Source organism: Pseudoalteromonas citrea, assembly GCF_000238375.3.
Lineage (GTDB): Bacteria > Pseudomonadota > Gammaproteobacteria > Enterobacterales > Alteromonadaceae > Pseudoalteromonas > Pseudoalteromonas citrea.
Map to the genome: position 1 here is coordinate 134,187 of NZ_AHBZ03000014.1, position 25,972 is coordinate 160,158.

Here is a 25,972-nt window from a genome sequence, read left to right on the forward strand (position 1 = left end):
AATTTTCATACTTTACTAGGCTTGTAGGTGATGTTAATACTTTCGGCCTGAATAATGTCAAAGCCCTATATGATGTACTTTGCGAGTCATGTAACAATAGTACTGTTACTACTTTCGCTTGCCGAAATAAGTGTATTAACATGGATAATTATTGTTGCTTTATTAATATCGGACATTTATTTAGTCACGATTACCAAAAAGGTCAACGTACTACACAGTCATAATAAAAAAGCTCATACACCAGAGGGCTCCACGTCTAGCGATTTGGCCTGTTTGGAACAGTTGAGTAAAGTTATAATTCCTCAGATTGTTGAACAAATCTCTTCTGCCCGAGAGCAAACTAATCACGCAGTTGTAAGAATGTCTGGTGAATTCTCAGAGGTTGTCAAAGATATAACCATGCGGCTAGAACAATCAGACGCATGTGGCTCAGAGAAACTCAATACCATTTTTGAACAAAAGCGTGACAAGTTGCTCCAAGTGCTCAGTTCAATTCATGAAGCTAACCACTCTCAAGAATCTATTACGACTACCATAGAAGAGTTAGTTATTAAAAGTGAGGCACTACAGGCTATGTCTATTGACGTGTCTAAAATTGCCGACCAAACAAACCTACTCGCACTCAACGCATCCATTGAAGCTGCGCGTGCTGGCGAAAATGGCAGAGGTTTTGCGGTTGTTGCTGATGAAGTAAGAACACTTGCCAATACCAGTGGCCAAACCGGTGTGAAAATAGGTGAACTCATCGCCGCAGTCACGCAAGAGCTTCAAGCATCAATGGCACTAATGAAACAAGATCTCGTGCGAAAAGATGAGGCACAAGGTCGCTACGAACATGAAATAAATACCATTATTGACCAATCACTCAGTCTTGCTACAGAGATCACCAACGATGGACAAGCGTTTCATCAATCAAGTATTGACATAAAACAGGTGCTATCTGAAATATTAGTTGATTTACAATTTCAAGACCGAGTTGATCAAATCCAAAACAGCGTCATGTTAGCACTCTCCACCATGACCGACGAACTAAATAACTTCATTGCAGAACGTAAGCTCAACCATAATGCCGAGTTTAATCATCAGCGAGTCAGCGATGAACTACTTAAAACTGCAGCAACCAATGAACAAAGAGCCATACTGTCGAAAGATCGAGAACAAAGAGTCGACGACATAACTTTTTTATGAGGAATTTAAATGAGTAAAACAATTTTGATTGTAGATGACTCTGACTCCCTTCGACAGGTCGTAAATATCGCCCTAACTGGTGCGGGATATACTGTCATTGAAGGGCGAGATGGCAAAGATGCGCTAGCTAAGCTCAACGGCACTAAAATTCATTTGATCATCAGTGATGTCAACATGCCAAATATGAATGGTATTGAATTTGTTAAGCAAGCAAAGCAGTTGCCACAATATAAGTTTACGCCAGTGGTCATGCTGACTACTGAAAACCAGCAACATATGATGGAGGAAGGTAAAAAAGCCGGCGCTAAAGCCTGGATGGTGAAACCTTTTAAACCTGCACAAATGTTGCAGGCCGTTGCAAAGCTATTAAGTATGTAGGCAAATGGATGAGTGATAATGCAGGTTTTCAATTTCCTAACGAGCTGACTATCTATGAAGTTGCCAATACCTACAGCGAGTTAAAACAGTACTTAACCGCGAATGAGGAGGTCTCATTTAACTTCAGCTATGTGAATGAAATTGACTCATCAGGCCTGCAACTCACCCTTTGGGCCTTAGATCAATGTAGTAAAAATAATAAGACTATAAATACGATAACCCAAAGTGATTTGGTAAGGACTAAGTTTAGTCTGCTTGGTATATGCCTTGAAAGCCTATCAGATATAAGGTCAACACCATGTCAATAGACCTTTCTGCTGCGATTACAACCTTTGTTACTGAATCGAAAGAGTTACTCCAAGACATGGAGGATGGTTTACTAGAACTGGAGTCAGATCTCAGTAAAGAACAAAAGTCCGAGGTCATTAATAGTATTTTTAGAGCCATTCACACAATTAAAGGAAGTGCTGGCATTTTCGGTTTCAAAAATGTTGTCGACTTAACCCATATTATTGAAACCACGCTTGATGAAATTCGTCTAGGTGAAATCATATTAGATAATAAATTAATTACCGCGTTGCTATCTAGCCGAGATGTCGTCGAAACTCTAGTAATTTTGTCTGCCCAAGAAACAGAAGTCGATCCCGCGACCTTACATAAAGCACAAGATCTACAAAACACCTTTAAAGAATATCTAGCACCAGAACCCCCTTCTCACCACCCTGATGCTCTTCAAAACAGGGAAAACTTAGCGCAATCAGCCGGTAACACTCGCTGGCATATACTTTTCACCCCTAATGAAAATGTATATCGCGATGGCTTAGACCCTTTTGCATTTATTTTCTTCTTATCAAAAGAAGTTACAGAGTTACAAGTAGATACTTACACAGGAAGCTTAGAATCCACAGATGCATTCGACCCAGAAAGCAATTATTTAGCATTTCACCTATGCTTTGATAGTGATAAAAGCGAGTCTGAGATTGCCGATATCTTTGACTTTATCAAAACTGAAGCCGTGCTTGGCATTTTCCCACCGAATGCAGCATTTGAACAGTTTAAAACAGCCTGTCATGAATTTAGCAATATAAACTACCTGATCGAAAAGATTAAAAAATGTCATAGCATTGAAACACATGTACTCGACGCGATAGCGCAAAATAAAGCGACGATATCAGAGGCTATTCCCACCTCTGTAGAGCAAGACAAAAGTAAGCAACCACCGCCAAAACTACATCAGAGCAAAACACTGCGCGTTGAAGCACTCAAACTCGATAGGTTAATTGATCAAGTTGGTGAGATGGTGATAACGGGCGCCCGTACCAATCTGCTCGCCCATGAAACTGGGAATGAAACCCTTATTGAAGCAATGGCGTTACTTGAACGACTTGTCGAAAATATTCGCGACAGTTCGTTAAAGCTGCGTATGGTCCAAATTGGTGAAACATTCAATAAGTTTAAGCGTGTAGTGAGAGACATTTCCCAAGAGCTGGGAAAAGAAGTCGAATTGACAATTGAAGGGGCCGATACAGAATTGGATAAAACCTTTGTTGAAAAAGTCAGTGATCCTCTAATGCACATTATTAGAAATGCCATTGACCATGGCATTGAATCCCCACAAGAACGCATCATCAGTGGTAAACCTACAACAGGTAACTTAAAACTGCGTGCATATCACGATTCAGGATCTATCGTTATAGAAATTAGTGATGATGGCAAAGGTTTAAATAAAACCAAAATTCTTCAGCGTGCCATAGAAAAAGGTTTAGTGGCACAAGAGCACTCTTTACCAGAGAAAGAAATTAATTTACTCATTTTTGCACCTGGCTTTTCTACTGCAGATAGTGTCACCAACATCTCTGGTCGGGGTGTTGGCATGGATGTAGTAAAGCGTAATATTGAAAGTTTGCGTGGCAGTGTTGAAGTTGAAAGTGAACCAGACAAGGGTTCAACTATCTTGATCCGCTTACCATTAACGCTTTCAATTATTGATGGCTTTATGTTTTCAGTGCACAACGATAACTACGTAATACCCTTAGATACCGTTGTTGAATGCCTCGAACTACACGAAGTCGTTGCTGAGCAGGATATACAAGATAAAAGCTACATCAACTTACGAACAGAGGTCTTACCCTTTATTCGATTACGCTCGTTGTTTGGCGTGGAGGAACGTATTGCCCACACCAGAGAGTCATTGGTCATAGTGCAATTCGGTACATTACGTGCTGGGCTCGTTGTCGATTCTCTCAAAGGGGAGTTTCAAACGGTTGTTAAGCCGCTAGGGAGGCTCTTCGAAGGATTAAAGTGTATTAGTGGAGCCACAATATTAGGCAGTGGAGACGTCGCAATTATTCTTGATGTGTCTGCTTTGATCAAATCAGCTATCGCCGTTTATGAAACGCTCGAGTTTAAGCAATAACATGTTATCGGAGATAAATCATGTTTAAGAATTTAACCATTCGCAATAAAATTATATTTGCGATGTTTACTATGGGGTTGCTACTACTGATCATTGCGGTGTCAGTGCAGATTAAAAATGGCAGCATCGAAGAATTTGCCGTAAAAGTTGGAGAGAATAATATTCCAGAAACCATCTATGCGCTGAACATGCTGGATGAATTAGGAGATATGAACAGTAATGTACTTGAATATATTTCCGGCGAAGCGGATGAAAGTGAAGATTTTAGAGCAAACCACAATGAATTTATTAACTACCTAGAAGACCTAAAACGACTAAATACCATTGATACCGGCCGTATTCGTCAACTAGAAGATTTATTAAGCCGCTATGCAAATGAAAGCCAAGACCTTATTTTTTCAAGATTTGATCCTCAGTTGGAACAAAAAGCAACAGACAAATATGATTACTTAAATAAAGAGTTCGCAGAGCCTCTTGAACAATTATTAGATGCTTTAAAAGAAGAAGAAGTGGCTGATGCTGGGAGCAGTGGTGACTTTAAAGAAGTGGTAAATGATGACTTACCTGGTGTCAGATATTACTTAGAGCTGATTGATGAACAGGGCGACATGATGAGCTCCTTAAATGCCTACATGCGCGGTGGTGTTGGTGCAGATACGGCTTTTGAAAAAGATGCTAGAACGTTTTCTGGTTTTTTAGCTGATATTAAACCGCTTGAGCGTAAGCCACAGGAGATTAAAAGTATCTCTGAGGTCGAACGCATGTATTTAGAACTTTATAACGGCGGTAAAGAAATTTTTGCACTGTACGACCCCCGTATGAAAATCCAAGCTGCGCGTGATATTGATAGGCTAGAACACGAAGTGTTTAGTAAAATTGAAGACTTGCTTGAATCGATTTCTAACCAAGCGATTGATGATGGTAATGCGTCGCTGTCGGCACTTGTCTCAGCGGCACAAGAAAGCATTTCTTTAGTTTGGGCTCTTTTGGTTGTCGCAATTGTTCTCGCAGTGGCAACCGCGGCGTTTCTCATCAATGGGATTGTCATCCCGATCAATGCGCTCGCTGATGCTGCGGAAGACTTACGCTCAGGAGAAGGAGATTTAACCCGGCGTATTCCAGACTTTGGTAACGATGAAATAGGTAAAACCGCCCGTAGTTTCAATGGGTTCATCGAACGACTACAAAATATTTTGTTAGATATACAAGAATCTGTAGAGTCGATAGCACACAGCACCAACGAGGTCAGTACAACGTCCCGCATGTTGAGCTCAACATCAAACCAGCTTGCCGCAAGCGTTGAAGAAACCTCCGCCTCGTTAGAGCAAATGAGTTCATCAATTTCCATGAATACTGAAAACTCGACCATGACCAACGACATTGCAAAGCAATCCAGTAGCGAAGCAAATGACGGCGGCCAAGCGGTAAAAGATACCGTCAGTGCCATGACTCAAATAGCAGAGAAAATAGGTATCATTGAAGATATTGCCTACAAAACAAACCTCCTAGCATTAAACGCCGCCATAGAGGCGGCAAGAGCAGGTGAACATGGCAAAGGATTTGCTGTCGTAGCCGATGAAGTTCGCAAATTGGCTGAACGCTCGCAAGTTGCAGCGCAAGATATCAGCACGTTAGCTGACAATAGCGTGAAAATAGCACAACATGCTGGCGGCATGCTTGACAGAATGGTTCCCAATATTGGTAAAACGGCTGACTTGGTCCAGGAGATCACCGCAGCATCTACAGAGCAAAGTACCAGTGTTGTAGAGATCAATCGCACGGTTTCACAACTTGATGAAATAGCCCAACAAAATGCCTCTGCGTCGGAGGAGTTAGCATCAACCGCTAAAATGGTTCAAGACCAGACTGGGGATATTCGTGCAACTGTTAGCTACTTTAAATTAACCAACGAGAGAAGCCACTTAAAAAACAGACGCTCCGTCTCATCAAAAAATAACCACCATACCCCCCTCCCAGAAGATGGCTTTATGCCTTTTGATGAGTAATAGATGATGCCTAATCAATCGCTAAAGCCCGTTAGCATTATTGAAAAAGATAAATATTTAGCTTTTGAGCTAAATAAAACCCCCTACGCTATTTCTATCTCGTTGGTAAAAGAGATTATGGAATATATCAAAGTCGACCCGATCCCTATGTCGCCTGACTTTATCATTGGCGCCATTAACTTAAGAGGCGATGTGATCCCTGTATTTGATTTATCGGTTAGATTGGGTAAACCGCAGCAAACTTGTACCAATAGAACCTGTATTATTATCGCCGAATGTTTATACAATGAGAGCGCAATTGTAATTGGTTTAAAAGTAGATATGGTGACGAAGGTCATTGATATATTGCAATCTGATATAGATGATGTTCCGAGTATTGGCGGGCAATTTCAAAGTCGCTTTGTCTATGGATTAGCTAAACTTGAAGACAAAATACTCACTATATTAAACATTCTACGCATATTAACATTGAATAACTTAGAATTAGTCACAGAATTAAATCACGCCCAACTTGGCGGTAAAGCTGACATGTCAAATACCGAACAGATACACGATGAGGCTGATGATGGAGATGATTGAAACAGATACAACGCATGGTAATAATAATCGATATTTATTTGTTTGTATCGGCCACGACAACTTTGGGATCCCTATCGACGCAGTAAAAGAAGTCATTGAGTATACGGATACCACCATGGTCCCAATGTGTTCCACAGTCATTAAAGGGGTTATCAATGTTCGTGGCAGTGTTATCCCTGTCCTCGATATACAAAACAGATTATCTCTTAAGAAAAATCTAAATTACAATCGATACAGTTGTATCGTACTTTACGAATTCATCGACGATGTCATTGGTGAAACAGTGACCCTGGGTATGCTTGTCAACAGTGTGGTGTCTATTGAGTATATTACTCATGAGCACTTAGAGTCGTCTCCTTCATTTGGATCCAATATTCCTCGCCAATATGTGTGGAAGATGGCAAAAATCCACAATCGACTTACCACGTTATTAGATATGTCAAGAGTATTAGACATAAACGAAATAAATGCACTGCTGAAAACATCCCAAGACAAGTTCTTTGTAAATTATTGCAAGTCATAAATATGATCAGTGTTCAAGCATTCAATCAATTGAACCGGGTTTTAGAACAAAAAACAGGCATTAGTTTGGCTAAAAATAAGCGAGATATTGTTGGGAGTAGGCTTTCAAGCAGATTGAGAGCAACGCAATGCGAATCATATAATGAATATTACCACTTTATTATCAGTGAAAAAGGCTCTAATGAATTAAGTACGTTTATTGATAAAATGACAACACATGAAACCTACTTTTTCCGCGAAGCTTCCCAATTTGAATTTTTATTAAGCTATTTAAAAGATAAGCCACCTAAAAGGTTCCCCATTAGGGCATGGAGTGCAGCTTCATCAACAGGTGAGGAGGCTTACAGCATTGCTATGATCCTCGAAGATTTATTTTACAATCACAGTTGGCATGTTTATGGAACCGACATATCAGAAACGACCATAGCAATGGCACAAGAAGCGCTGTTTGCTATCTCGACTGTCAGTAAAGTGCCAAAAAAATATAAAAAATCTTATTGTTTAAAAGGGTACGGTGTACATGATGGGAGCTTTTCTGTCACCAAGCAAATTAAAAGCAATTGCACATTTAGCGTTGATAATTTGTTAGCACCCTCAACGCTAGACTACTCTTTTGACATCATATTTTTACGTAATGTACTAATTTATTTTGATGAAACTAAACAATTAAAAATTTTAAATAACGTAATTAAACGTTTAAACCACGCCGGATTACTATTTTTAGGGCACTCGGAATCTTTACGCTACAAGCGTGACGATTTAAAAATGCTACAACCCTGTATTTATAAAAAGATATCACCATGATCAATGTGTTCGTTATTGATGACTCTGCGGTTATGCGCCAAGTAATGGGGGATATTATCAAACGTGACCCTAAATTTAAGCTACTAGGTGCTGCTCCCGACCCAATAATTGCAGAGCGAAAAATGCGGAGTAACTGGCCCGATGTCATATTACTCGATATCGAAATGCCAAAAATGGATGGCATAACTTTTTTAAAGAAAATAATGGAAGAGCACCCTACTCCTGTTATTATTTTTTCTATTCTCACTCAAAAACATTCAGCCACAGCAATTGAAGCGCTTGCCTGTGGTGCCATTGCAGTAGTCGCGAAGCCCACGACTGGTTTGACTGAGTTTTTACAAAGTACACACGTAAATGAGTTACTTGATGCCATAAAAGGCGCGAGTAAAGCTAAAGTGAAAGCGGTGAGTTATCTAAGTCGTAACAATTCAATTAGAGAAAACTATCCAACAGATGCTGTTCTTGAGAAAGTGGATAATAAGCAGATCATTGAAACCAATAAAATAATAGCAATAGGCGCATCTACTGGTGGCACAGAAGCAATTGGGCAACTCATTCAAATGATGCCTTTAAACGGCCCGCCAATTGTCATCGTACAACATATGCCAGCGAAATTTACACTTGCTTTTTCTGAGCGCTTAAATTCATTAAGTAACCATAATGTTAAAGAAGCCGAATGTGGTGAAATCATGTCTAATAATGGAATTTATATTGCGCCTGGGGGGCGTCACTTATTGGTAAATCGCCAAAGTAAGGACTATTATTTGGAAGTAAAAGATGGGCCACTTGTGAGTCGGCATAAACCGTCTGTAGATGTTTTATTCCGCTCAGTTGCGCAGTCTGCAGGTAGCAATGCCATTGGCATTATTTTGACGGGTATGGGCGATGATGGCGCAACTGGTATGTTAGAAATGAAAAAGCAGGGCGCAGTCACTTTCGCGCAAAGTGAAGCGAGTTGTGTCATTTTTGGTATGCCAAAAGAGGCGATAAATCGTGGTGGCGTAGATAAAGTATATGCCTTAGAAAACATACCATATCAAATTCAAAAGTTGTTAGGTTGAAACATGTCGAGTCTTCAGGTTACTGAGTTATTTTCACTCACTTATATCGCTTATGATAAAGCAGGAATGATAACAGAGATCTCCACATGTGCTGCAAAACTATTTAACTTATGTACCAGCGACATACTAAATGACTTACCTCATTTGCAGCTTCTCAATGAAGACTATGAGCCTGTGCGCACAGATAGTATATTTATTCATCCTGATGAAAAACATACAACAGAGGTCGGGATCAGTGTTGATAACAGCACAGTGATATGGATGAAACTTGACTTTTACCCGCACGAAAACAAAGTTTACGTGCGCTTTAGTCCCATTGAAGAACTCATTGCTATTCGCCGTTTAAACAAACAATTAGCGATTCAAGATCCTCATACTGGTTTACTTTACAGAGATGCATTTGTAAGTAAAATAAAAGAAATCGGGAGCTACGGAACAATGTGCTGCGTGCGCATATGTAATTATCAACGCATCTCAGAAGTCTGGAATATCGGTGTCGCAAACTTGGTCTTTATGGAAGTCTTATCACGGTTCCAAATTGAGTTTGAAGACGCAACATTTTCCAAATACTCAACGGATTGCTTTAGTGCGTTTGTTCCCATTGAACATACGTTTAACATTGAACGGCTGTATAATGAGCTTAACGCCCCTTTTAATTTCAATGGAAATAGCTTTTACAGTAATGTGGCATTGGGGTATTACCGAGAAAAAGAACATGATGACCATGAGATAAGTCTCAACAAAGCCGAAATGGCTACCTTTGATGTTTTATCTGAAAAGCTGCGTCTGGTGGAGTTTCAAGATGCATTAGCAAAACAAATCGAATGGCAGAATAAAATTGAAACTGCTTTACGTGCATCATTACACAGTGACGCACTACACAGGGATTTTCACATCGCTTTTCAACCTATTCATGACACAAGTACAGAATGCCTGATTGGCGCGGAATGTTTAATGCGATGGAGTATGGATGGAAAACCCGTCTCCCCCGCTACCTTTATACCTATTGTTGAAAGCTCAGGCGAAATCAATAAGCTCACATTGTTCACGTTATCGCAAATAAGACGATTACTGTCGGAATTAGAAGCTGAAGCTATAGATTCTGGTTTTTACTTATTCTCAATTAACATTAGTGTGATTGAAATTTTAGATATTAATTTTGAGAAAAAACTACTCGCGACACTGGCTCAGTATAAGTTAACCCCCAACAAAATTAAGCTAGAGCTAACCGAATCAGCTTTAATTGATAACTTTAACTTTGTAAATGAAGTACTCATGTCGCTTCAACGTCACGGTTTTATAATTTCTTTAGACGATTTTGGAACCGGATTTTCAAGCTTAAGCTATTTATGCAAACTCAATTTTGATGAGATCAAAATTGATCGTTCATTCGTTACAAATGTCGTCAAAGACAACCGACTTCAATCGGTATTCAACTCCATCGTGTCACTTGCTAAAAACTTAGAAAAGCCAATCGTTGCAGAAGGCGTCGAAGATATGGAACAAATGATTTACGCCAAAGCTAAAGGCGTTGAATATATTCAAGGGTACCACTACAGTAAACCTCTCCCGCTCACTGACTTTGTCAACTATGTCGTTGCGGATAAATCAAGCTATTTGCATTTTGACTCGTAAACGTTGACAGTTATTTTATATTTAAGAATAACTGCCAATACATTTTAGCTGTTTCCCAATACGGAAGCGGGTTCAGTTTTCGTTGCTTGCCATGCTGGGTAAACACTCGCTAGCAATGCGAGAATAAAGGTAACACCAAGCGTTATCAGAATATCAGACCACACCAATTTCGACGGTAAAAACTCCACAAAATAAACTCCGGCTAATGGGTTGTTATCAGGCTGATTAAATATAGCATTAAATAAATCAGGCAAATTAATCGCAAGTAGGACCCCAACAACCGTTCCAAAAAGTGCACCAACTAACGCGTAACCTACACCTTGCATTGCAAACGTTGCAAAAATTGTGCGATCCTTAGCGCCCATGGTTTTCAATATGGCTATATTGGCTTGTTTTTCTTTGACCTCCATCACCATCGAGGAGACAATATTGAAACTCGCTACCGCAATAATCAAAAATACCACTAAAAACACAATAGTACGTACCATTTGAATGTCTTGATATAAGCTGCCTTGTGTTCTAAACCAGCTATTTACATAAACCAAATCAGGTAAACTACTCCCCGCTGCCATGGCGATTTGATGTGCATCAAACACATCTTGTACCTTTGCTCGTAGCCCTGTCGTTTGGCTCGGATTTAAGTTCAATGCTTGTTGTAAATCAGCTAAATTAACGAGCGCAATAGACTCATCAATAGGACCGCCCATTTTCACAACACCAATCAGCGTAACCGTTATCCGCTTTGGTGCCGACAACGGTTGCGAGGCTTGCTTGTTCGCCACCAATAAAGTTACCTTATCACCCAGAATCAGCTTAAGGTGTTCTGCAATACGATCCCCCAAAATCAACGTACCCGAATTTAACTCACTCAAGTTACTCCCTTCAATATATCGCGAAACTGAAGAGACCTTTGCATGAATACTGGGTTCAATCCCCTTAACTTGCGCAGCTTTTAGCTGACCTTTGTACTGCACCATCGCCGTTAAATTTATTTCAGGTGCAGCAGCGACAATGCGTGGATGCTTATTAAGTAAGGCAACTTTGTCTTGCCAATTATCAATGGGATCGTAAGGCGCTTGATAGCTAACCTGTGGCACAACCGACAATAACCGCTCTTCAAGTTGTTGCTCAAAGCCATTAATAACCGACAGCGCGATAATTAATACCGCCACGCCTAACATTACCCCCAGTGTTGACGCCTTACTAAGTAAACTAACAAATCCCGTTTTTTGCTTTGATTGACGGAATCGTTTACTCAAATAGACACTAAGCATGCTCAACTCCTGACTTGAACGCAGCCTCAGACAACACGCCATCATCAAGTTGCACACTGCGACCTAGTTTTGCAGCCAGCTCTAAATCATGAGTAACCACAACAAAACTGGTTTGCAATTCTCGGTTCAATTGAGATAACAACTCGTAAATTTTCATTGCGTTATGTTTATCTAAGTTACCTGTTGGTTCATCTGCTAATACTAAAGCAGGTTTCGTAACCAAGGCTCTCGCTATGGCAACTCGCTGGCGTTCTCCCCCTGATAATTCAGAGGGTTTATGATCAGCACGGTGTGCTAACCCAACTTTATCCAGCATATCCATTGCATCTGTCTGTGCTTGCTGCTTTTTCGTCCCTTTGATCAATAGCGGCATCGCCACATTCTCTAACGCGGTAAATTCCATCAATAAATGATGAAATTGATAAATAAAGCCCAAATATTGATTTCTAAATTCAGCTTGCTTGTTACGAGACATTGCCGCAACTTCTTGATCTTTAATTTTCACGCTACCGCTGGACGCTTTATCTAAAGTACCTAAAATATGTAAAAGGGTACTTTTACCCGACCCAGAGCTACCTACTATTGCCAACATCTCACCTTGTATGACGGATAAATTAACCCCTTTTAAAACCTCAACTTGGTTTTTTCCGTCTTGGTACGATTTGCCCAACTGTTTACATTCAATTACTAAATTACTCATATCTTAAAACCTCAGCGGGTAAAACGTTAGCTGCTTTTTTAGCAGGGTATAGTGTTGCAACAAAGCTCATAGCAACGCTTGCGATAGCCATGGACGCCAAACCAAGAGGCGAAAATAATACTGGTAACTCAGCACCTCCTAACAAAGACAACCCTAACGCATTTAAGATGGCGTTAATATTATTCGCAACAACTAAGCCTAATATTGTACCAATAGCAGTTCCTACTAATCCGTTATATAACCCTTGCACCATAAATACCCGAGCGATCATATTTGGGGTAAACCCTAAAGTTTGCAAAATGGCGACTTCCCCTTGCTTTTCTCGTACCATCATCGACAAAGCAGAAAGAATATTAAATACAGCGACAATGACGATTAACCCTAATAACATCGACATGACTCGCTTCTCCATCGCTACTGCCGAAAATAGTGCACCTTGTTGTGTTTGCCAATCATCTCTTTCATAGTGTGAGTACATATCAACCGTTGCCTCGTAAAACGGCTGTAAAGCAAAGGCATCTTTTAGCGTAATACTTAAATCAAAGGAGTGTTCACCGGTGCGTCGCATTAAGCGCATCAAACTATTGCCATCAGCAAAAGCAAGGTGCATATCGGCTTCACTTTTTGAGCTATATAAGGCAGACACTGTAAATAAACGTTGCATAGGCACACGACCTAGCGGGGTATAGCTTGTCACTTCGGGTAAAATCACTCGGAGTTTATCTCCGATGCCAACGCCGAGCTTATTTGCTAAGTATCGACTGATCGCCAGTTGGTATTTCTGCTCGACGACATCAGCCAAACTCCCTAATTCAACATGCTTACTCACTGCATTATCATACCCAGAGAAAAGCCCTTGTAAGCGTACCCCCATTAATTCTTGATTCGTTTGTAATATTACATCTGATGTAATATAAGGCTGTACGCGTTCTACCAAGGGATGACTGTTTAACTGTTCGAGTAATTTTTCTGTATCAGCTTTAGCTGCGTTATGCGTTTTTAATTGCACATGGGGGATTAAGTCAAGCATCGCACTCTTAAGCGACTGCTCAAACCCGTTCATCACGGAACTCACCGTGATCAATGACATTAAACCTAACGCGATACCCGCGATAGAAAAAAATGAAATAAACGAAATGAAGGCATTTCCCTTCGCTGCTTTTGCATATCTTAACCCAACAAAGAGGCTAACTGGTTGAAACATGGTTAATTATGGCTATGTCCAAGGCTAATAGTTAGCGATACTAACACAAAGCTATATAGCTTGGGTACGCAGCAAATTGTAAAAAAATATTGAAGTTCTGATAGTTAAAGGAACAATTTAGTGTAAAATGCGTGAAATCTCGCGGTATGGAAGTCCAATGTTGTCTTTATCTCGATTTAAGCACATGAATTTAAAAGGAGATTTATTCGGTGGTGTGACCACTGCGATAATCTCTCTGCCACTGGCATTAGCATTTGGTGTCGCCTCTGGCGCTGGCGCCGAAGCTGGAATGTGGGGCGCGATCCTCGTCGGCCTCTTTGCTGCCCTTTTTGGCGGCTCTACCTCCCTGATCTCTGAACCAACAGGTCCGATGACTGTCATTATGACAGCGGTTCTGACCACCATGATGGCCAATTACCCTGAAACCGGCTTAGCAATGGGCTTTACCGTTGTTATGATGGCAGGCGCATTTCAAATCTTGTTAGGCACGCTTAAATTAGGTAAGTATGTCACTCTCATGCCCTATAGCGTTATTTCTGGGTTTATGTCGGGTATCGGCGTTATTCTCATAATATTGCAACTGGCCCCTCTGCTTGGCCATAAAGCTCCTTTAGGTGGTGTAGTTGGTACACTTGAAGCACTACCCAACTTGTTATTAAACGTTCACTTTTCAGAACTACTACTTGGTATACTGACATTAGGCATCTTGTTTTACCTACCAAAAAAATACCGCCAATATGTGCCAGCTCAATTAGTTGCACTAGTAGCTATAACGCTACTATCAATCATCTTGTTTGATACAGATAGCATCAGACGCATCGGCGAAATTCCCAGTGGTTTACCTTCTATCGTTTGGCCAACTTTCACCAGTGAACTATTCACCGAGATGGTTATAGATGCGCTTGTTTTGGGCACCTTAGGATGTATTGACACATTGTTGACAGCCGTCATTGGAGACAGCTTAACGCGTACAGAACATGACTCAGACAAAGAGCTGCGTGGTCAAGGTATTGCAAACATGATCTCAGGATTATTCGGCGCACTGCCTGGTGCGGGCGCAACCATGGGCACCGTGGTAAACGTCCAAGTTGGTGCACGCTCTCCACTTGCAGGCATATTTCGAGCTCTCATTCTTATGGCCGTTGTCTTCGTCGCAGGGAGTTTAACCGAACCGATCCCGATGGCTGTTTTAGCGGGTATAGCAGTTTACGTTGGATTTAATATTCTCGACTGGAGTTTTATCCAACGTGCCCACAAACTCAGTCTAATGCAAATGGCCATCATGTATGGTGTGATGCTACTCACCGTATTTGTTGATTTAATTGTCGCTGTAGGACTCGGCGTATTTATATCGAATATTATTGTGATTGAGCGTTTGAGCCAAGTTCAAGCTGAACAAGTAAAAGCCATCAGTGATACTGATGACGATGTACCAATGAGTGACATTGAGCGTAACTTATTTGAACAAGCGAAAGGCCAATTACTCTACTTCTACCTATCTGGCCCAATGATATTTAGTGTTTCAAAAGCAATCGCGCGCCAACATAGAGATATCAATAAATACCAAGCAATGGTATTAGATTTAAGTGACGTTGAAATGCTTGATGTGACCGTGAGCCTCGCCCTTGAAAATGCGATTAAAGATGCATTAGACGCCAAATGTAAAGTTTATATATTCTCGCCAAACAAGGAAACGTGCGACAAGTTACATCGCTTTAATATACGAGAGAAACTTGGCGCAGATGCATTTTGCGATAGCCGTGAAGACGCTCTTAATCAGGCTTTAGCTGCGATGGACCTTGAGGGTCAAAATGAGCAACCAAATAGTCCAATAACAAACGTAGGCTAGTTGGCATATATTGTCTGGGCGGGTAAACCGCCCATATTCCCTCACTTTTTGGCTTAAAGTTTGATAACACCTCAATCAGCCGGCCATCTGACACTGCCTTTTCAACGTAATAGTGTGGCAATTGCACCAAACCTAGACCCTTACATGCCGCATCTAATAAAGCCCACCCGCTGTTACAACTTAATGGTCCATTCACTTTAATATTGCGCTCTTTATTTTTATCAAAAAAGCGCCAATAGCTGCTGTTGCCCACCAAACAAGTATGTTCTGATAGTTCACTTAAGCTGTGTGGCTGGCCATGATGAGCTAAATAACTCGGTGCTCCACAAACCAAGGTATTTCGCCATGACAAACGGCGTGCTTTGAGGCTTGAGTCTTTCAAATGCCCTAATCTGATAGCAATATCAAAACCCGTTGCAACTAAGTCAAGTTGTTCATTTGAAAGCTGCATTTCAACTTTAACTTTGGGGTATTTGGCCATGAAATCATGCACAATTGGCATGATATAACGCTCCCCATACATCACAGGTGCTGTAAGTTTTAAAGTGCCAGTTGGCTGCTGATCTCGCTGTCTTAGTGCTAGGGCCGCATCATCATAGGCATGCTGTAAATGACGGGCATGAGTTAAAAACATCTCGCCTTCTTCTGTCAGTGCTAACTTTCGCGTGGTACGCGTCAATAATTGATGATCTAGCCTTTGTTCTAGTTCTTTCACTCGGCGGCTTATTTGCGCAACCGAGGTATCGAGTATCTTTGCCGCTTGTGTAAATGAGCCACTCGTTGCAACAGCAACAAACTCGTCAATACCGATCCATCTATCCATTATTACAAATCTGTAAAAGTATTTTTTATAATTAGAGATTATCAAAAATAATAAAGTAATTATACTGTGTGTAAATCAAAATAGATGGAAGTAGTTATGTCAGAGTTTATTAAATCTAAAGCCGCTATTGCTTGGGGTCCTGGTCAGCCTCTAAGTATTGAAGAAGTCGATGTTATGATGCCAAAAGCGGGTGAAGTATTGGTAAAAATAATTGCCTCAGGCGTGTGCCACACTGATGCATTTACCCTATCAGGTGATGATCCCGAGGGCGTATTCCCGGCTATTTTAGGTCATGAAGGCGCTGGAATTGTCGAGGCTATCGGTGAAGGCGTAACCAGTGTTGCGATTGGCGATCATGTTATTCCTTTATACACGCCAGAATGCGGTGAATGTAAGTTCTGTACATCAGGTAAAACGAATTTATGTCAAAAAATTCGCGAAACTCAAGGTAAAGGCTTGATGCCTGATGGCACTACCCGCTTTTATAAAGACGGTGAGCCAATTTATCATTATATGGGCACCTCAACATTCTCAGAGTTCACCGTGTTACCGGAAATATCGTTAGCTAAAGTCAATCCTGAGGCACCACTTGAAGAGATCTGTTTACTTGGCTGTGGTGTAACGACAGGTATGGGCGCTGTAATGAACACCGCCAAAGTACAAGCTGGGGATACCGTTGCTATTTTTGGCCTTGGTGGGATTGGGCTTTCAGCCATCATTGGGGCAACGATGGCCGGTGCAAAACGCATTATTGGTATTGATATCAACGAAGATAAATTCGAGCTTGCGACCAAACTCGGTGCCACTGATCTGATCAACCCTAAAAACTATGATAAGCCAATTCAGGAAGTCATTGTAGACATGACCGATGGAGGCGTTGACTTCTCTTTCGAATGTATTGGTAATGTTGATGTGATGCGCTCAGCACTAGAGTGTTGTCACAAAGGCTGGGGCGAGTCAGTAGTCATTGGTGTGGCAGGCGCCGGACAAGAAATTTCAACGCGTCCATTCCAGCTTGTTACCGGCCGAGTATGGCGTGGCAGTGCATTTGGAGGGGTTAAAGGCCGTTCTGAACTGCCTGACATAGTTGAGCGTTACATGGCTGGTGAATTCAAACTCAATGACTTTATTACCCATACTATGGACTTAAACGGCATTAATGATGCTTTTGACCTCATGCATGCGGGCAAGAGTATTCGTTCAGTCGTTCACTTTTAATAAGGATCCACTATGGAACTTGTCGCCAGCAATAAAGTCGTTGGCGGCTGGCATAAGCGATACCGCCATGCCAGTCAAACCACCCACTGTGATATGACCTTCGCCATATTTCTACCTGAGGCTGTAAATACTGGACAAAAAGTCCCCGTACTTTACTGGTTATCAGGTTTAACATGCACCGACGAAAACTTTATGCAAAAAGCAGGGGCATTTAAAGTCGCAAACGAACTAGGCATCGCCATCGTAGCACCAGACACCAGCCCAAGGGGTGACATGGTGCCTGATGACTGCGATAAAAGTTACGACTTTGGCTTAGGCGCAGGCTTTTATGTCAATGCGACACAAGCACCTTTTGATAAACACTATCAAATGTATGATTATGTTGCTGAAGAGCTACCCGGGATCATTGAAAGCTACTTTCCAGTAACTGAGCAAAGGGCTGTCAGCGGGCATTCGATGGGGGGTCACGGAGCGCTTACACTCGGCCTTAAAAATAGTGAACGCTACAGCAGTATATCTGCATTTAGCCCTATTGTGCATCCCACAAATTGCCCTTGGGGTATAAAAGCGTTATCAGGTTACTTAGGCACTGATAAATCTCAGTGGCAAACTCACGATGCCGTTTTACTGATGCAAAATAACCAATATACCAAAGCAATTCCTATGCTAGTAAGTCAAGGCAGTTCTGATAACTTTCTTGATGAGCAATTACAACCTTGGCACTTGCAAAAAGCCGCAAGTGAACAGGATTACCCGCTGCAATTTACGATGCATGACGGATATGACCATAGTTATTACTTTATCGCCAGCTTCATAGAGCAACATTTAGCGTTTCACGCAAAATACTTTTAGAAGCATAAACAATCAAACACTAATATCAGAGCATACTAGCTTGTGTGCTCTAAGCCCCCTGAATTTATAATTCCTTCCCCTAACACAGTTGATATTTTTTATTGGCATCTATGCTATAATGATAAGTTGTTTTATCTTAAAGATTTACGTTTAATTAAACTCTAAAAATCATAATCTGTAATACACACGGGGAACACTATGTCTGAACATGACGTCAAAGCAAAGTTGAATCCACCGGTTTTTTATTGTGCGTCAGGCCTGATCATTTTATTGGTCATTTTTACCGCATTCATGCCCGAAACCGCCGATACTTTTTTTCAATCTCTACAAGCTAGCATTGTGCACACAGCCAGTTGGTTTTATGTCCTAACGGTCGCCATTATACTCATCACTGTGGCATACTTGGGACTGTCTCGATTTGGTAACATCAAACTTGGTCCAGACCATTCAACGCCTGATTATAGCCATACTACGTGGTTTGCCATGCTCTTTTCTGCAGGCATGGGAATAGGCTTAATGTTTTTTGGTGTCGCTGAACCTGTAATGCATTTTCTGTCTCCGCCAGTTGCCGAATCAGGCAGTGTTGAAGCCGCTCGAGAAGCCATGAAAATTACCTTTTTTCATTGGGGATTACATGCATGGGCTATTTACGCCATTGTTGCTTTAATCTTGGCTTTTTTCAGTTATCGACACGGGTTACCTCTCACACTTCGTTCTGCACTCTACCCATTGATCGGCGATAAAATCTACGGCCCAATTGGTCATGCGGTTGATATTTTTGCCGTAATAGGCACTGTATTTGGCGTGGCAACCTCACTTGGTTACGGCGTATTACAAGTAAACTCTGGTTTAAACTATTTATTCGATGTTCCTGTCGGATTAACTACGCAGGTGGTATTAATTGCAGTGGTGACAGGCTTAGCCATACTCTCTGTTACAACTGGCCTTGATAAAGGGATCCGCCGTTTATCTGAGCTTAATATGGGCTTAGCAGTTCTGATGCTGTTATTTGTTTTAATATTAGGCCCAACCATTTATTTACTCCAAGCGTTTGTACAAAATGTTGGCGCGTATACCGCTGATATTGTGCGGAATACTTTTAACTTATTCGCTTATGAAAAAACTGAGTGGCTAGGTGGCTGGACCATACTATATTGGGGTTGGTGGATGTCATGGGCTCCCTTTGTTGGCCTTTTCATTGCCCGAGTGTCGCGGGGACGGACCATTCGAGAGTTCGCTATGGGTGTATTATTTATCCCAACAGGTTTCACACTAATGTGGATGACCTTCTTTGGTAACTCCGCCATTGATTTAATCATGAATCAAGGTATTGCAAGCCTTGGAGAAGCCGTATCAAAAGATGTTGCGGTCTCTATTTTTGTCTTCCTTGAGCAATTCCCCTTGTCCGGCGTATTATCTTTTGTCGCCACTTTGATGGTTATTATCTTCTTTGTAACATCGTCAGACTCTGGCTCAATGGTTGTCGATATGTTGTGTTCAAACGGTAATAACAACACCCCTCTTTGGCAGCGTATTTATTGGGCTGGCGGCGAAGGCGTAGTTGCTGCTGTATTGCTGATAGCTGGTGGGTTAGGGGCTTTACAGACCATGACGATAGCCAGTGCGCTGCCGTTTGCTGTGATCTTACTGATCGCAACTTGGGGTTTGATAAAAGCGCTCAGAGTTGACGCAGCAAAACGAGAAAGCTTGCAAATGAATGTGGCCCCGGTGGCCCCAGCAAACGGTAATACCGCGAGTAGCTGGCAAGAGCGCTTAGGTAATATAGTAGACTTTCCAAACAAGCCCAATGTTAATAAATTCATCAATAATGCTGCGCTAGCCGCCATTAATTCGGTTGCCAGTGAGCTCAATCAACACAATATTGAAACCCAAGTTGATCAAGACGAAAAGCTCGGCCGGATCAGCCTACTGGTGCTGCTTGGTGAAGAATTAGACTTTAAATATGAAGTCCGTCGCAGATCATCAGATAAACCAAGCTACGTTGAAGAAGATGATGACGATAGCGAGGACAAATACTATCGTGCAGAAGTACATTTGCGTGAAGGTGGTCAAGACTACGATGTTATGGGCTGGTCAAAAGAAGCGGTGATCAATGATATTGTTGACCAATACCATAAACACATGCACTTTTTACATACAGTTCGTTAATTTATTGTTTTATTCCAATCAACAAAAAGGCGCTCTAAATGAGCGCCCTGCTTTGCTTAACATAGCTTTTTAAAGGTTACTTTAAATCACCATATTGATTATTTACATTGAGCTTAACGGCTTTTTCAAAGCCCGGTAACGTCAATTTATCTGTCTCTATTTTTAAACCCGCTTCATCTAACATGCCGTTTCCAAACTTATAAATAAGCTCGTACTGACCTAAATCAGCCGCGTTTTGATAGTTACGTTGCATCGCCGTCGTTTGCACTAACCTATCGGCATAGCAGTTCCATGCTTTATCATCATAACGTTTATTTAGTAGTTGTTTTGTTAACGACGGGGAAAACACTGTCGCGGTCGCATTATTCCCGCCGAACCCCTTTGAGTTCACAAAGGCAATATCCATTGGCTGACACTCATAATGTGCATTGCGTATATCCAAGTGTTCAGCGTGTACGTCATCGGCTACTTTATCGATCGTCGTGATCCCTGGCATTATATTATGGCTAAATACACCCAATGCCATTGCTAACTGATCACCACTTGCCGGTGCGATCGTGTGGCCTACAAATGCCTTAGGTGCGGCTACTTTCCAGCCATTAATAGCAAATGCTTCAGCGACTTTGTGGTAAATCAAAGATTCTGTTACTCGGTTCTGAGGTGTACTTGAACCATGGGCTAAAATAAAGCTTCGCTCTTTCAGTGCCTCTGTCCCAGCTATTTGCTCAGCCAAGGCGACCGATTTAGCCATGGTAATATAATTACCAGGTCCTGGCGCTGTGATTGACTTTTTAACACCATCGGCATTAACAAATACATCAACCACAGATCCCATAATTTCAGCGCCAAGCTCAATCGCTAAAGCATCATCCATTAGAATAACAACTTGTGCACCTTCGCCAATCGTAAAGCCACAGTTTTCACCAAACGGACGGCTGGTTTTACGATGGTCAACATTGTCAGTATTATCCAGTTTGCGCAGGCCCTCTTCATTCGCCAACGCACCCATGGTACCAAACCCTTCAATCACTTCCGGTGTTAACGCACATTCCACACTTGCCACTACCGCAATACGGGTACGGCCAGCTTGAATATCGTTTACCGCAGCGCGAAGGTTATACAAAAATGTGGCACATGCGCCAGAAGCCGTAAAAGTAGTGCCTACACTGCCCGTAACGTAAGCATTGATAAAGTCGGTCGACATGGTGTTTAACCCCAGTGCCAATTGTTTGGTACTCACGCGCTCGCCTTTCATTCGGCTGCGCACTAAACCCCCAAATCCTTCATCATTCATTTGTCCGGCAATTGAACCCGAATATGTACCAATTTTATCAGGCTCAACACTGTTCATCACGGCTTCCCAATCAAGCCCTGTTGAACGAATAGCATCTGTCGCAGCGAATATAGTGGCTTGTAAACCACGTGGCTGATAACGGCTGTTATACATTGCTGATGGCTCAAAGCCGGTTGGAAACTGCCCCGCAGCTTTAATCGGGTTGTCTCGGTAACTATCGTGTTTCACATCGAGTTGATCAGGCACAATGACGTTTACTGTCTTTTTATCTATTTCAGTAACCTGCCAAGACGACGGAACGGGGTTTGGTAAATCTCTTAAACGACAAGTAAAACGCAAGCCTTCATCACTATTCGCTTTAATCGCCAATTTTTGCTGCCAATGCGTCGCGTCTACATCAAAGTGGTTCTTTTCTATTTTACGGATCAAGGTACCCGCTTTGATTTTATCACCCAGCTTATCTTCAATATCTGCCGCCGTGATCGTTTCACCATCTGCAGTGACAAGGCTATGGCCATCAAACTTCACTAAGTTCATTAATGTCGCAAGGCCTAAAAATGTTTCCTGACGCGCTTTTTGATCTAACTTATCTAAAACAATACGTCTAAAGCCCTGGTGAAATGAGGTACGGCCAGAGGCGTTAATACCGCCCATACCGACGATAATTGGTAATGCTGTCATGGTATTCTTGTCTTTATAACTGCTAATGTCCTAATTCTAGTTGGAAGTGAGATATTAATTTTATAATATTAGCCATATAAAGTATAATACTCGCCAAATGGTAATGGTCGGTCCAGATGAAACAAGAAATAAATATCGCATTTACCTTATATGAGCACATGTTGTTCACCAGTGTCACCTTACCAGCTGAAATGCTCAGGGCTGGCGAAGCATACGCAAAGAGACATTTAGGGGAGAAATTTATCCCTTTAAAACTCAATTGGCTTGCTCAGCGCGACACACCAATTGGAAATGATTTAGGGATGCAGCTCAACCCCAATGGTGATTTAACTTTGCTCGCTCAACAAGACTATGTGATAGTCCCGAGTATTTGGCGTAACCCTCGACCCGTCGTAAGGAAGAATAGCAATATAGCTAAGCAACTTACGCTAACATGGCTGCAAGGTGGCACCATCATAGGCGTTGGTACTGGTGTGTGCTTTTTAGCTGAATCCGGTCTGCTAAATAGCCACCCAGCGACAACTCACTGGCACTATGCTAAACAGTTTGAGAGGGATTATCCTGACGTCGACCTAAAACCTGACTTTTTTATTACACAATCAGAAAGAATTTATACCGTTGCCAGTCTAAACGCACTAGCAGACGTGATTGTCCATCTCATTTCGCAACTATACGGTTTGGAAGCTGCCAATCATGTACAGCAAAACTTTTCTCATGAAATTCGTAAACCCTATGAAGAACAGCGTTATTTAGAAGGTGCGGTCGACAAACACCCTGATGAACAAATTGCGGCGATACAGTTTTGGATGAAACACAATTTTGCCAATGAGATCACACTCGCAGAAGTAGCTCAACAATTTGATATGAGCTATCGAACCTTTAATCGCCGCTTTAAAGCCGCTACAGGCCAAACTGCTGCTGACTACTTACAAGTCCTTCGCTTAGAAAGCGCAAAAGAGCTACTAGCAAATAGTAATTTATCATTACAAGATATTGCGGTTTCTGTTGGCTTCAGTGCACAAGGTTTATTAACCCGGATCTTCAAAACTCGATTACAGCAAACCCCCAGCGAATATAGAAAAATAGTCAGGAAAAAGTTATTCTCATAACTGCACAGCAATACAACAAGGAAATATAGTATGAAATACCTCGGATGGTGTTTGGCTTCTCTATCATTATTATTAGTACTTCCAAGTGTCGTACCCGGTGCGATGTCGTTACTGGCGTTCTACTTTTCACTCTTTACTTTAATACTCTGTATCAAAACCATTAAAACTCAGGGAGGTAAGTTTTTTAAGATAACTATGGCTTTTACCGGCATTGGGCTCTTTATATGTAACGACTATCTCAGAGTATATGGCGCTTATGAAAAAGCAACCTGGGTTGAAAAGCTTTCGCTGTATACAATTTACCTTGCGCTCTCTTTATTTGGACTCTATAAAATTAGGCAGCACACAACGAAACCCTAAGCACAAGACATAATAAACCACGCTTAGTGATCGGTCACTGAGCGTTAAATTGCTTTCTATCACTCGTTTCACTCAACAGAAAAATTGAAATCATACAAAACCCCTGCTCCCAATGTTATTTTTTAGTAATAAAACCGTTATTTAAAATGGTTTTATTTACAACATGAATAGGAAGGATCACCGTGAAACAATTTATAACCCCACTCGCCTGTGTCGGGATGCTCAGCGCATTCAACACCTTGGCAACGCCCATAAAAAACGTGAGTTATAGTCCATATGTCGACTTTGAATGGGGTGAGTGCCCAACGCAGTTTCAAAGTTTCGACAACAGAAACCAATGTAGTTTGGCTGAAGTGCCACTTGATTGGGATGCACCAAATGGCAAAAAAATAGACGTTTTGGTCTCTAAGTACCCTGCAAAATCAGGTAATAGTCAAGGCCAAATTTGGTTCTTACAAGGTGGTCCGGGGGCATCTGGCAGCTTTTACGTTGATGAATATGAGACACACCTCAATCATTTTACTCAAGACTATGACTTATACGTCCTTGAGCATCGGGGTGTCGGATGGTCAACACACTTAACATGCAGTAACCCGCCATTAGCGGACTACGCTGACTATGCGCAAGCCTGTTTTGATGACCTCCACCAGCAATGGGGTGAAGGTTTGTATAAGTTCACCACAACCTCAGCCGCCAAAGACCTTGAATACGCAATCACAAAAAGTAAAACGCTCGATTGGCAACCCACTTATGTATATGGCGCGTCATATGGCACTCTCTGGGCGCAGAGATTTAGTCAAATAGCTCCCACAGGCGCACAAGGGATCATTTTAGATTCGGTCGTGCCTAGTGAAAAATTTGGCCTAGATTCATGGGACAAAAACTTTAATGACATCTTCGCCGATATGTTTGCCTATTGCCAAGATGACGAATTCTGTCGCAGTGAATTAAGCTTAAACTCAGTAGAAGAACTCAAAACCTTGGTCAACCGTGTTTATGCTGGAGAACATTGCCCTGCGACTGATTTAAAGCGTTTCGAGTTACAGGCAATATCCTTACTTGCATTAAGCCGCTCAGTTGAGCAAATATTAATGCCCATGTACCACCGGTTAGCCCGATGTAGTGATAACGATGTAATCGCACTCAACAACTTGCATAATTTTATGTTCAAAGGCGTAGGTAAACAATTTATTGAACTCGCTGCTAAAGACTCGTTTAACTCATCTCCCATAGTGTCAAAACTTATTGTCCAAAATGAGATTAATTACAACGAAATCGATCTTCAATCCAAGCTGGCATATTGTAAAGATGCTATTTCATGTATTCCAGGGTACCTGCTGTACCAAAGACATATAGATAAACAAGTGTGGGGGAATCGCTACACAGATCCGTATATCTACCAGCCAACAAGACACTACATGCCAACCCTATTACTCAATGGCGACTTAGACCCACAAACGCCGCATTATTATGTGCCTATAGTTCAAAGCGCGTTTACCAACAACAACCAGCGCTATGTTGAATTGCCTGAAACAGAACATGGCGTTATTTTTGTCTCTTATAGCAAAAAAGACCATGCAAATACCTGTGGTGTAGATATTATGCATAGCTTTATCAATAATTTATGGTCACAACCAGACACAAGCTGCATTGCCAATTTGAAAGGGCTTGATTTTGAAGCAACCCCCTTTGAAAGCCAAGTCATCTTTGGCAGCGTAGAAGCTTATAATGGGGCAGCAACCTCACAATCTTTAACTGATCTAAATACACTAAAGCAAAACAACCCAACCGCGTACACACGTGCATATGGTGCGTTTTTACGCTTAGCTGATTTTTAGACTCAAACATAC

22 protein-coding genes are annotated in these 25,972 nt (G+C 41.6%); 17 read left to right on the top strand and 5 right to left on the bottom strand.

Annotation, left to right across the window (positions count from 1 at the left end):
- Window positions 1-54 precede the first annotated feature (54 nt).
- From PCIT_RS03890 to PCIT_RS03935, 10 genes are read left to right on the top strand one after another with little or no spacing between them, the layout of a single operon-like run.
- Window positions 55-1,188 carry a methyl-accepting chemotaxis protein gene (locus tag PCIT_RS03890; RefSeq protein WP_040697709.1) on the top strand — a complete coding sequence of 378 codons (1,134 nt, stop codon included), beginning with the start codon at window positions 55-57 and terminating at the stop codon, window positions 1,186-1,188.
- Between the two features lie 9 nt (window positions 1,189-1,197).
- Window positions 1,198-1,566, top strand: a complete 369-nt coding sequence (locus tag PCIT_RS03895) for a response regulator (RefSeq protein WP_010363123.1) — start codon at window positions 1,198-1,200, stop codon at window positions 1,564-1,566.
- An 8-nt stretch (window positions 1,567-1,574) separates the two neighbouring features.
- Window positions 1,575-1,874 (top strand): STAS domain-containing protein, encoded by a 300-nt coding sequence (locus PCIT_RS03900; RefSeq protein WP_010363121.1) that lies wholly within the window; start codon window positions 1,575-1,577, stop codon window positions 1,872-1,874.
- A complete protein-coding gene (locus PCIT_RS03905) occupies window positions 1,865-3,982 on the top strand; it encodes a chemotaxis protein CheA (RefSeq protein ID WP_010363119.1) in 2,118 nt (705 codons plus the stop codon). The genes PCIT_RS03900 and PCIT_RS03905 overlap by 10 nt, the downstream gene beginning before the upstream one ends.
- Before the next feature lie 20 nt (window positions 3,983-4,002).
- Window positions 4,003-5,988 (top strand): methyl-accepting chemotaxis protein, encoded by a 1,986-nt coding sequence (locus PCIT_RS03910; protein WP_010363117.1) that lies wholly within the window; start codon window positions 4,003-4,005, stop codon window positions 5,986-5,988.
- A gap of 3 nt (window positions 5,989-5,991) precedes the next feature.
- Window positions 5,992-6,567: a chemotaxis protein CheW gene (locus PCIT_RS03915; protein ID WP_010363115.1), complete on the top strand. Its 576-nt coding sequence runs from the start codon at window positions 5,992-5,994 to the stop codon at window positions 6,565-6,567.
- On the top strand, window positions 6,551-7,090 hold the full coding sequence (locus tag PCIT_RS03920; protein WP_202889055.1) for a chemotaxis protein CheW: 540 nt from the start codon (window positions 6,551-6,553) through the stop codon (window positions 7,088-7,090). The genes PCIT_RS03915 and PCIT_RS03920 overlap by 17 nt, the downstream gene beginning before the upstream one ends.
- 2 nt (window positions 7,091-7,092) lie before the next feature.
- On the top strand, window positions 7,093-7,893 hold the full coding sequence (locus PCIT_RS03925) for a CheR family methyltransferase (RefSeq protein WP_010363112.1): 801 nt from the start codon (window positions 7,093-7,095) through the stop codon (window positions 7,891-7,893).
- On the top strand, window positions 7,890-8,954 hold the full coding sequence (locus tag PCIT_RS03930) for a protein-glutamate methylesterase/protein-glutamine glutaminase (RefSeq protein ID WP_010363111.1): 1,065 nt from the start codon (window positions 7,890-7,892) through the stop codon (window positions 8,952-8,954). Before PCIT_RS03925 ends, PCIT_RS03930 begins: the two co-directional genes overlap by 4 nt.
- A gap of 3 nt (window positions 8,955-8,957) precedes the next feature.
- Window positions 8,958-10,589, top strand: a complete 1,632-nt coding sequence (locus PCIT_RS03935; protein ID WP_010363110.1) for a bifunctional diguanylate cyclase/phosphodiesterase — start codon at window positions 8,958-8,960, stop codon at window positions 10,587-10,589.
- 44 nt (window positions 10,590-10,633) lie between these two features.
- On the opposite strand, the gene PCIT_RS03940 is transcribed toward PCIT_RS03935, so the two are convergent.
- From PCIT_RS03940 to PCIT_RS03950, 3 genes are read right to left on the bottom strand one after another with little or no spacing between them, the layout of a single operon-like run.
- Entirely contained in the window at window positions 10,634-11,863 is a 1,230-nt protein-coding gene (locus tag PCIT_RS03940; protein WP_010363107.1) for a lipoprotein-releasing ABC transporter permease subunit, read from the bottom strand.
- Window positions 11,856-12,563 (bottom strand): lipoprotein-releasing ABC transporter ATP-binding protein LolD, encoded by a 708-nt coding sequence (gene lolD / locus PCIT_RS03945; protein WP_010363106.1) that lies wholly within the window; start codon window positions 12,561-12,563, stop codon window positions 11,856-11,858. Before lolD ends, PCIT_RS03940 begins: the two co-directional genes overlap by 8 nt.
- Complete coding sequence (locus PCIT_RS03950; RefSeq protein WP_010363105.1) at window positions 12,556-13,767, bottom strand: lipoprotein-releasing ABC transporter permease subunit; 1,212 nt, start codon at window positions 13,765-13,767, stop codon at window positions 12,556-12,558. Before PCIT_RS03950 ends, lolD begins: the two co-directional genes overlap by 8 nt.
- Window positions 13,768-13,924: 157 nt before the next feature.
- On the opposite strand from PCIT_RS03950, the gene PCIT_RS03955 reads away from it, so the two are divergent.
- Window positions 13,925-15,616: a SulP family inorganic anion transporter gene (locus PCIT_RS03955; RefSeq protein WP_010363101.1), complete on the top strand. Its 1,692-nt coding sequence runs from the start codon at window positions 13,925-13,927 to the stop codon at window positions 15,614-15,616.
- Here PCIT_RS03955 and PCIT_RS03960 read toward each other — a convergent pair.
- A complete protein-coding gene (locus PCIT_RS03960; protein WP_010363100.1) occupies window positions 15,540-16,439 on the bottom strand; it encodes a LysR family transcriptional regulator in 900 nt (299 codons plus the stop codon). The two genes, PCIT_RS03955 and PCIT_RS03960, sit on opposite strands and share 77 nt — an antisense overlap.
- Before the next feature lie 96 nt (window positions 16,440-16,535).
- Here PCIT_RS03960 and PCIT_RS03965 point away from each other — a divergent pair, with 96 nt between their 5' ends.
- From PCIT_RS03965 to PCIT_RS03975, 3 genes are all read left to right on the top strand, one after another.
- Window positions 16,536-17,657 carry an S-(hydroxymethyl)glutathione dehydrogenase/class III alcohol dehydrogenase gene (locus PCIT_RS03965; RefSeq protein ID WP_010363098.1) on the top strand — a complete coding sequence of 374 codons (1,122 nt, stop codon included), beginning with the start codon at window positions 16,536-16,538 and terminating at the stop codon, window positions 17,655-17,657.
- Between the two features lie 12 nt (window positions 17,658-17,669).
- Entirely contained in the window at window positions 17,670-18,509 is an 840-nt protein-coding gene (gene fghA / locus PCIT_RS03970) for an S-formylglutathione hydrolase (RefSeq protein WP_010363096.1), read from the top strand.
- A 198-nt stretch (window positions 18,510-18,707) separates the two neighbouring features.
- A complete protein-coding gene (locus tag PCIT_RS03975) occupies window positions 18,708-20,678 on the top strand; it encodes a BCCT family transporter (protein ID WP_010363094.1) in 1,971 nt (656 codons plus the stop codon).
- Window positions 20,679-20,754: 76 nt separating this feature from the next.
- On the opposite strand, the gene PCIT_RS03980 is transcribed toward PCIT_RS03975, so the two are convergent.
- The gene (locus tag PCIT_RS03980) at window positions 20,755-22,653 is read right to left on the bottom strand and encodes a beta-ketoacyl synthase (protein WP_010363092.1); all 1,899 of its coding nucleotides are present in this window, start codon (window positions 22,651-22,653) and stop codon (window positions 20,755-20,757) included.
- Window positions 22,654-22,769: 116 nt separating this feature from the next.
- Between PCIT_RS03980 and PCIT_RS03985 the strand changes: the two genes are divergently transcribed.
- From PCIT_RS03985 to PCIT_RS03995, 3 genes are all read left to right on the top strand, one after another.
- Window positions 22,770-23,762 carry a GlxA family transcriptional regulator gene (locus PCIT_RS03985; protein ID WP_010363090.1) on the top strand — a complete coding sequence of 331 codons (993 nt, stop codon included), beginning with the start codon at window positions 22,770-22,772 and terminating at the stop codon, window positions 23,760-23,762.
- 30 nt (window positions 23,763-23,792) lie between these two features.
- Entirely contained in the window at window positions 23,793-24,122 is a 330-nt protein-coding gene (locus PCIT_RS03990; protein WP_010363088.1) for a hypothetical protein, read from the top strand.
- A gap of 182 nt (window positions 24,123-24,304) precedes the next feature.
- Window positions 24,305-25,960, top strand: a complete 1,656-nt coding sequence (locus PCIT_RS03995; protein ID WP_010363086.1) for an alpha/beta fold hydrolase — start codon at window positions 24,305-24,307, stop codon at window positions 25,958-25,960.
- Window positions 25,961-25,972: the final 12 nt, after the last annotated feature.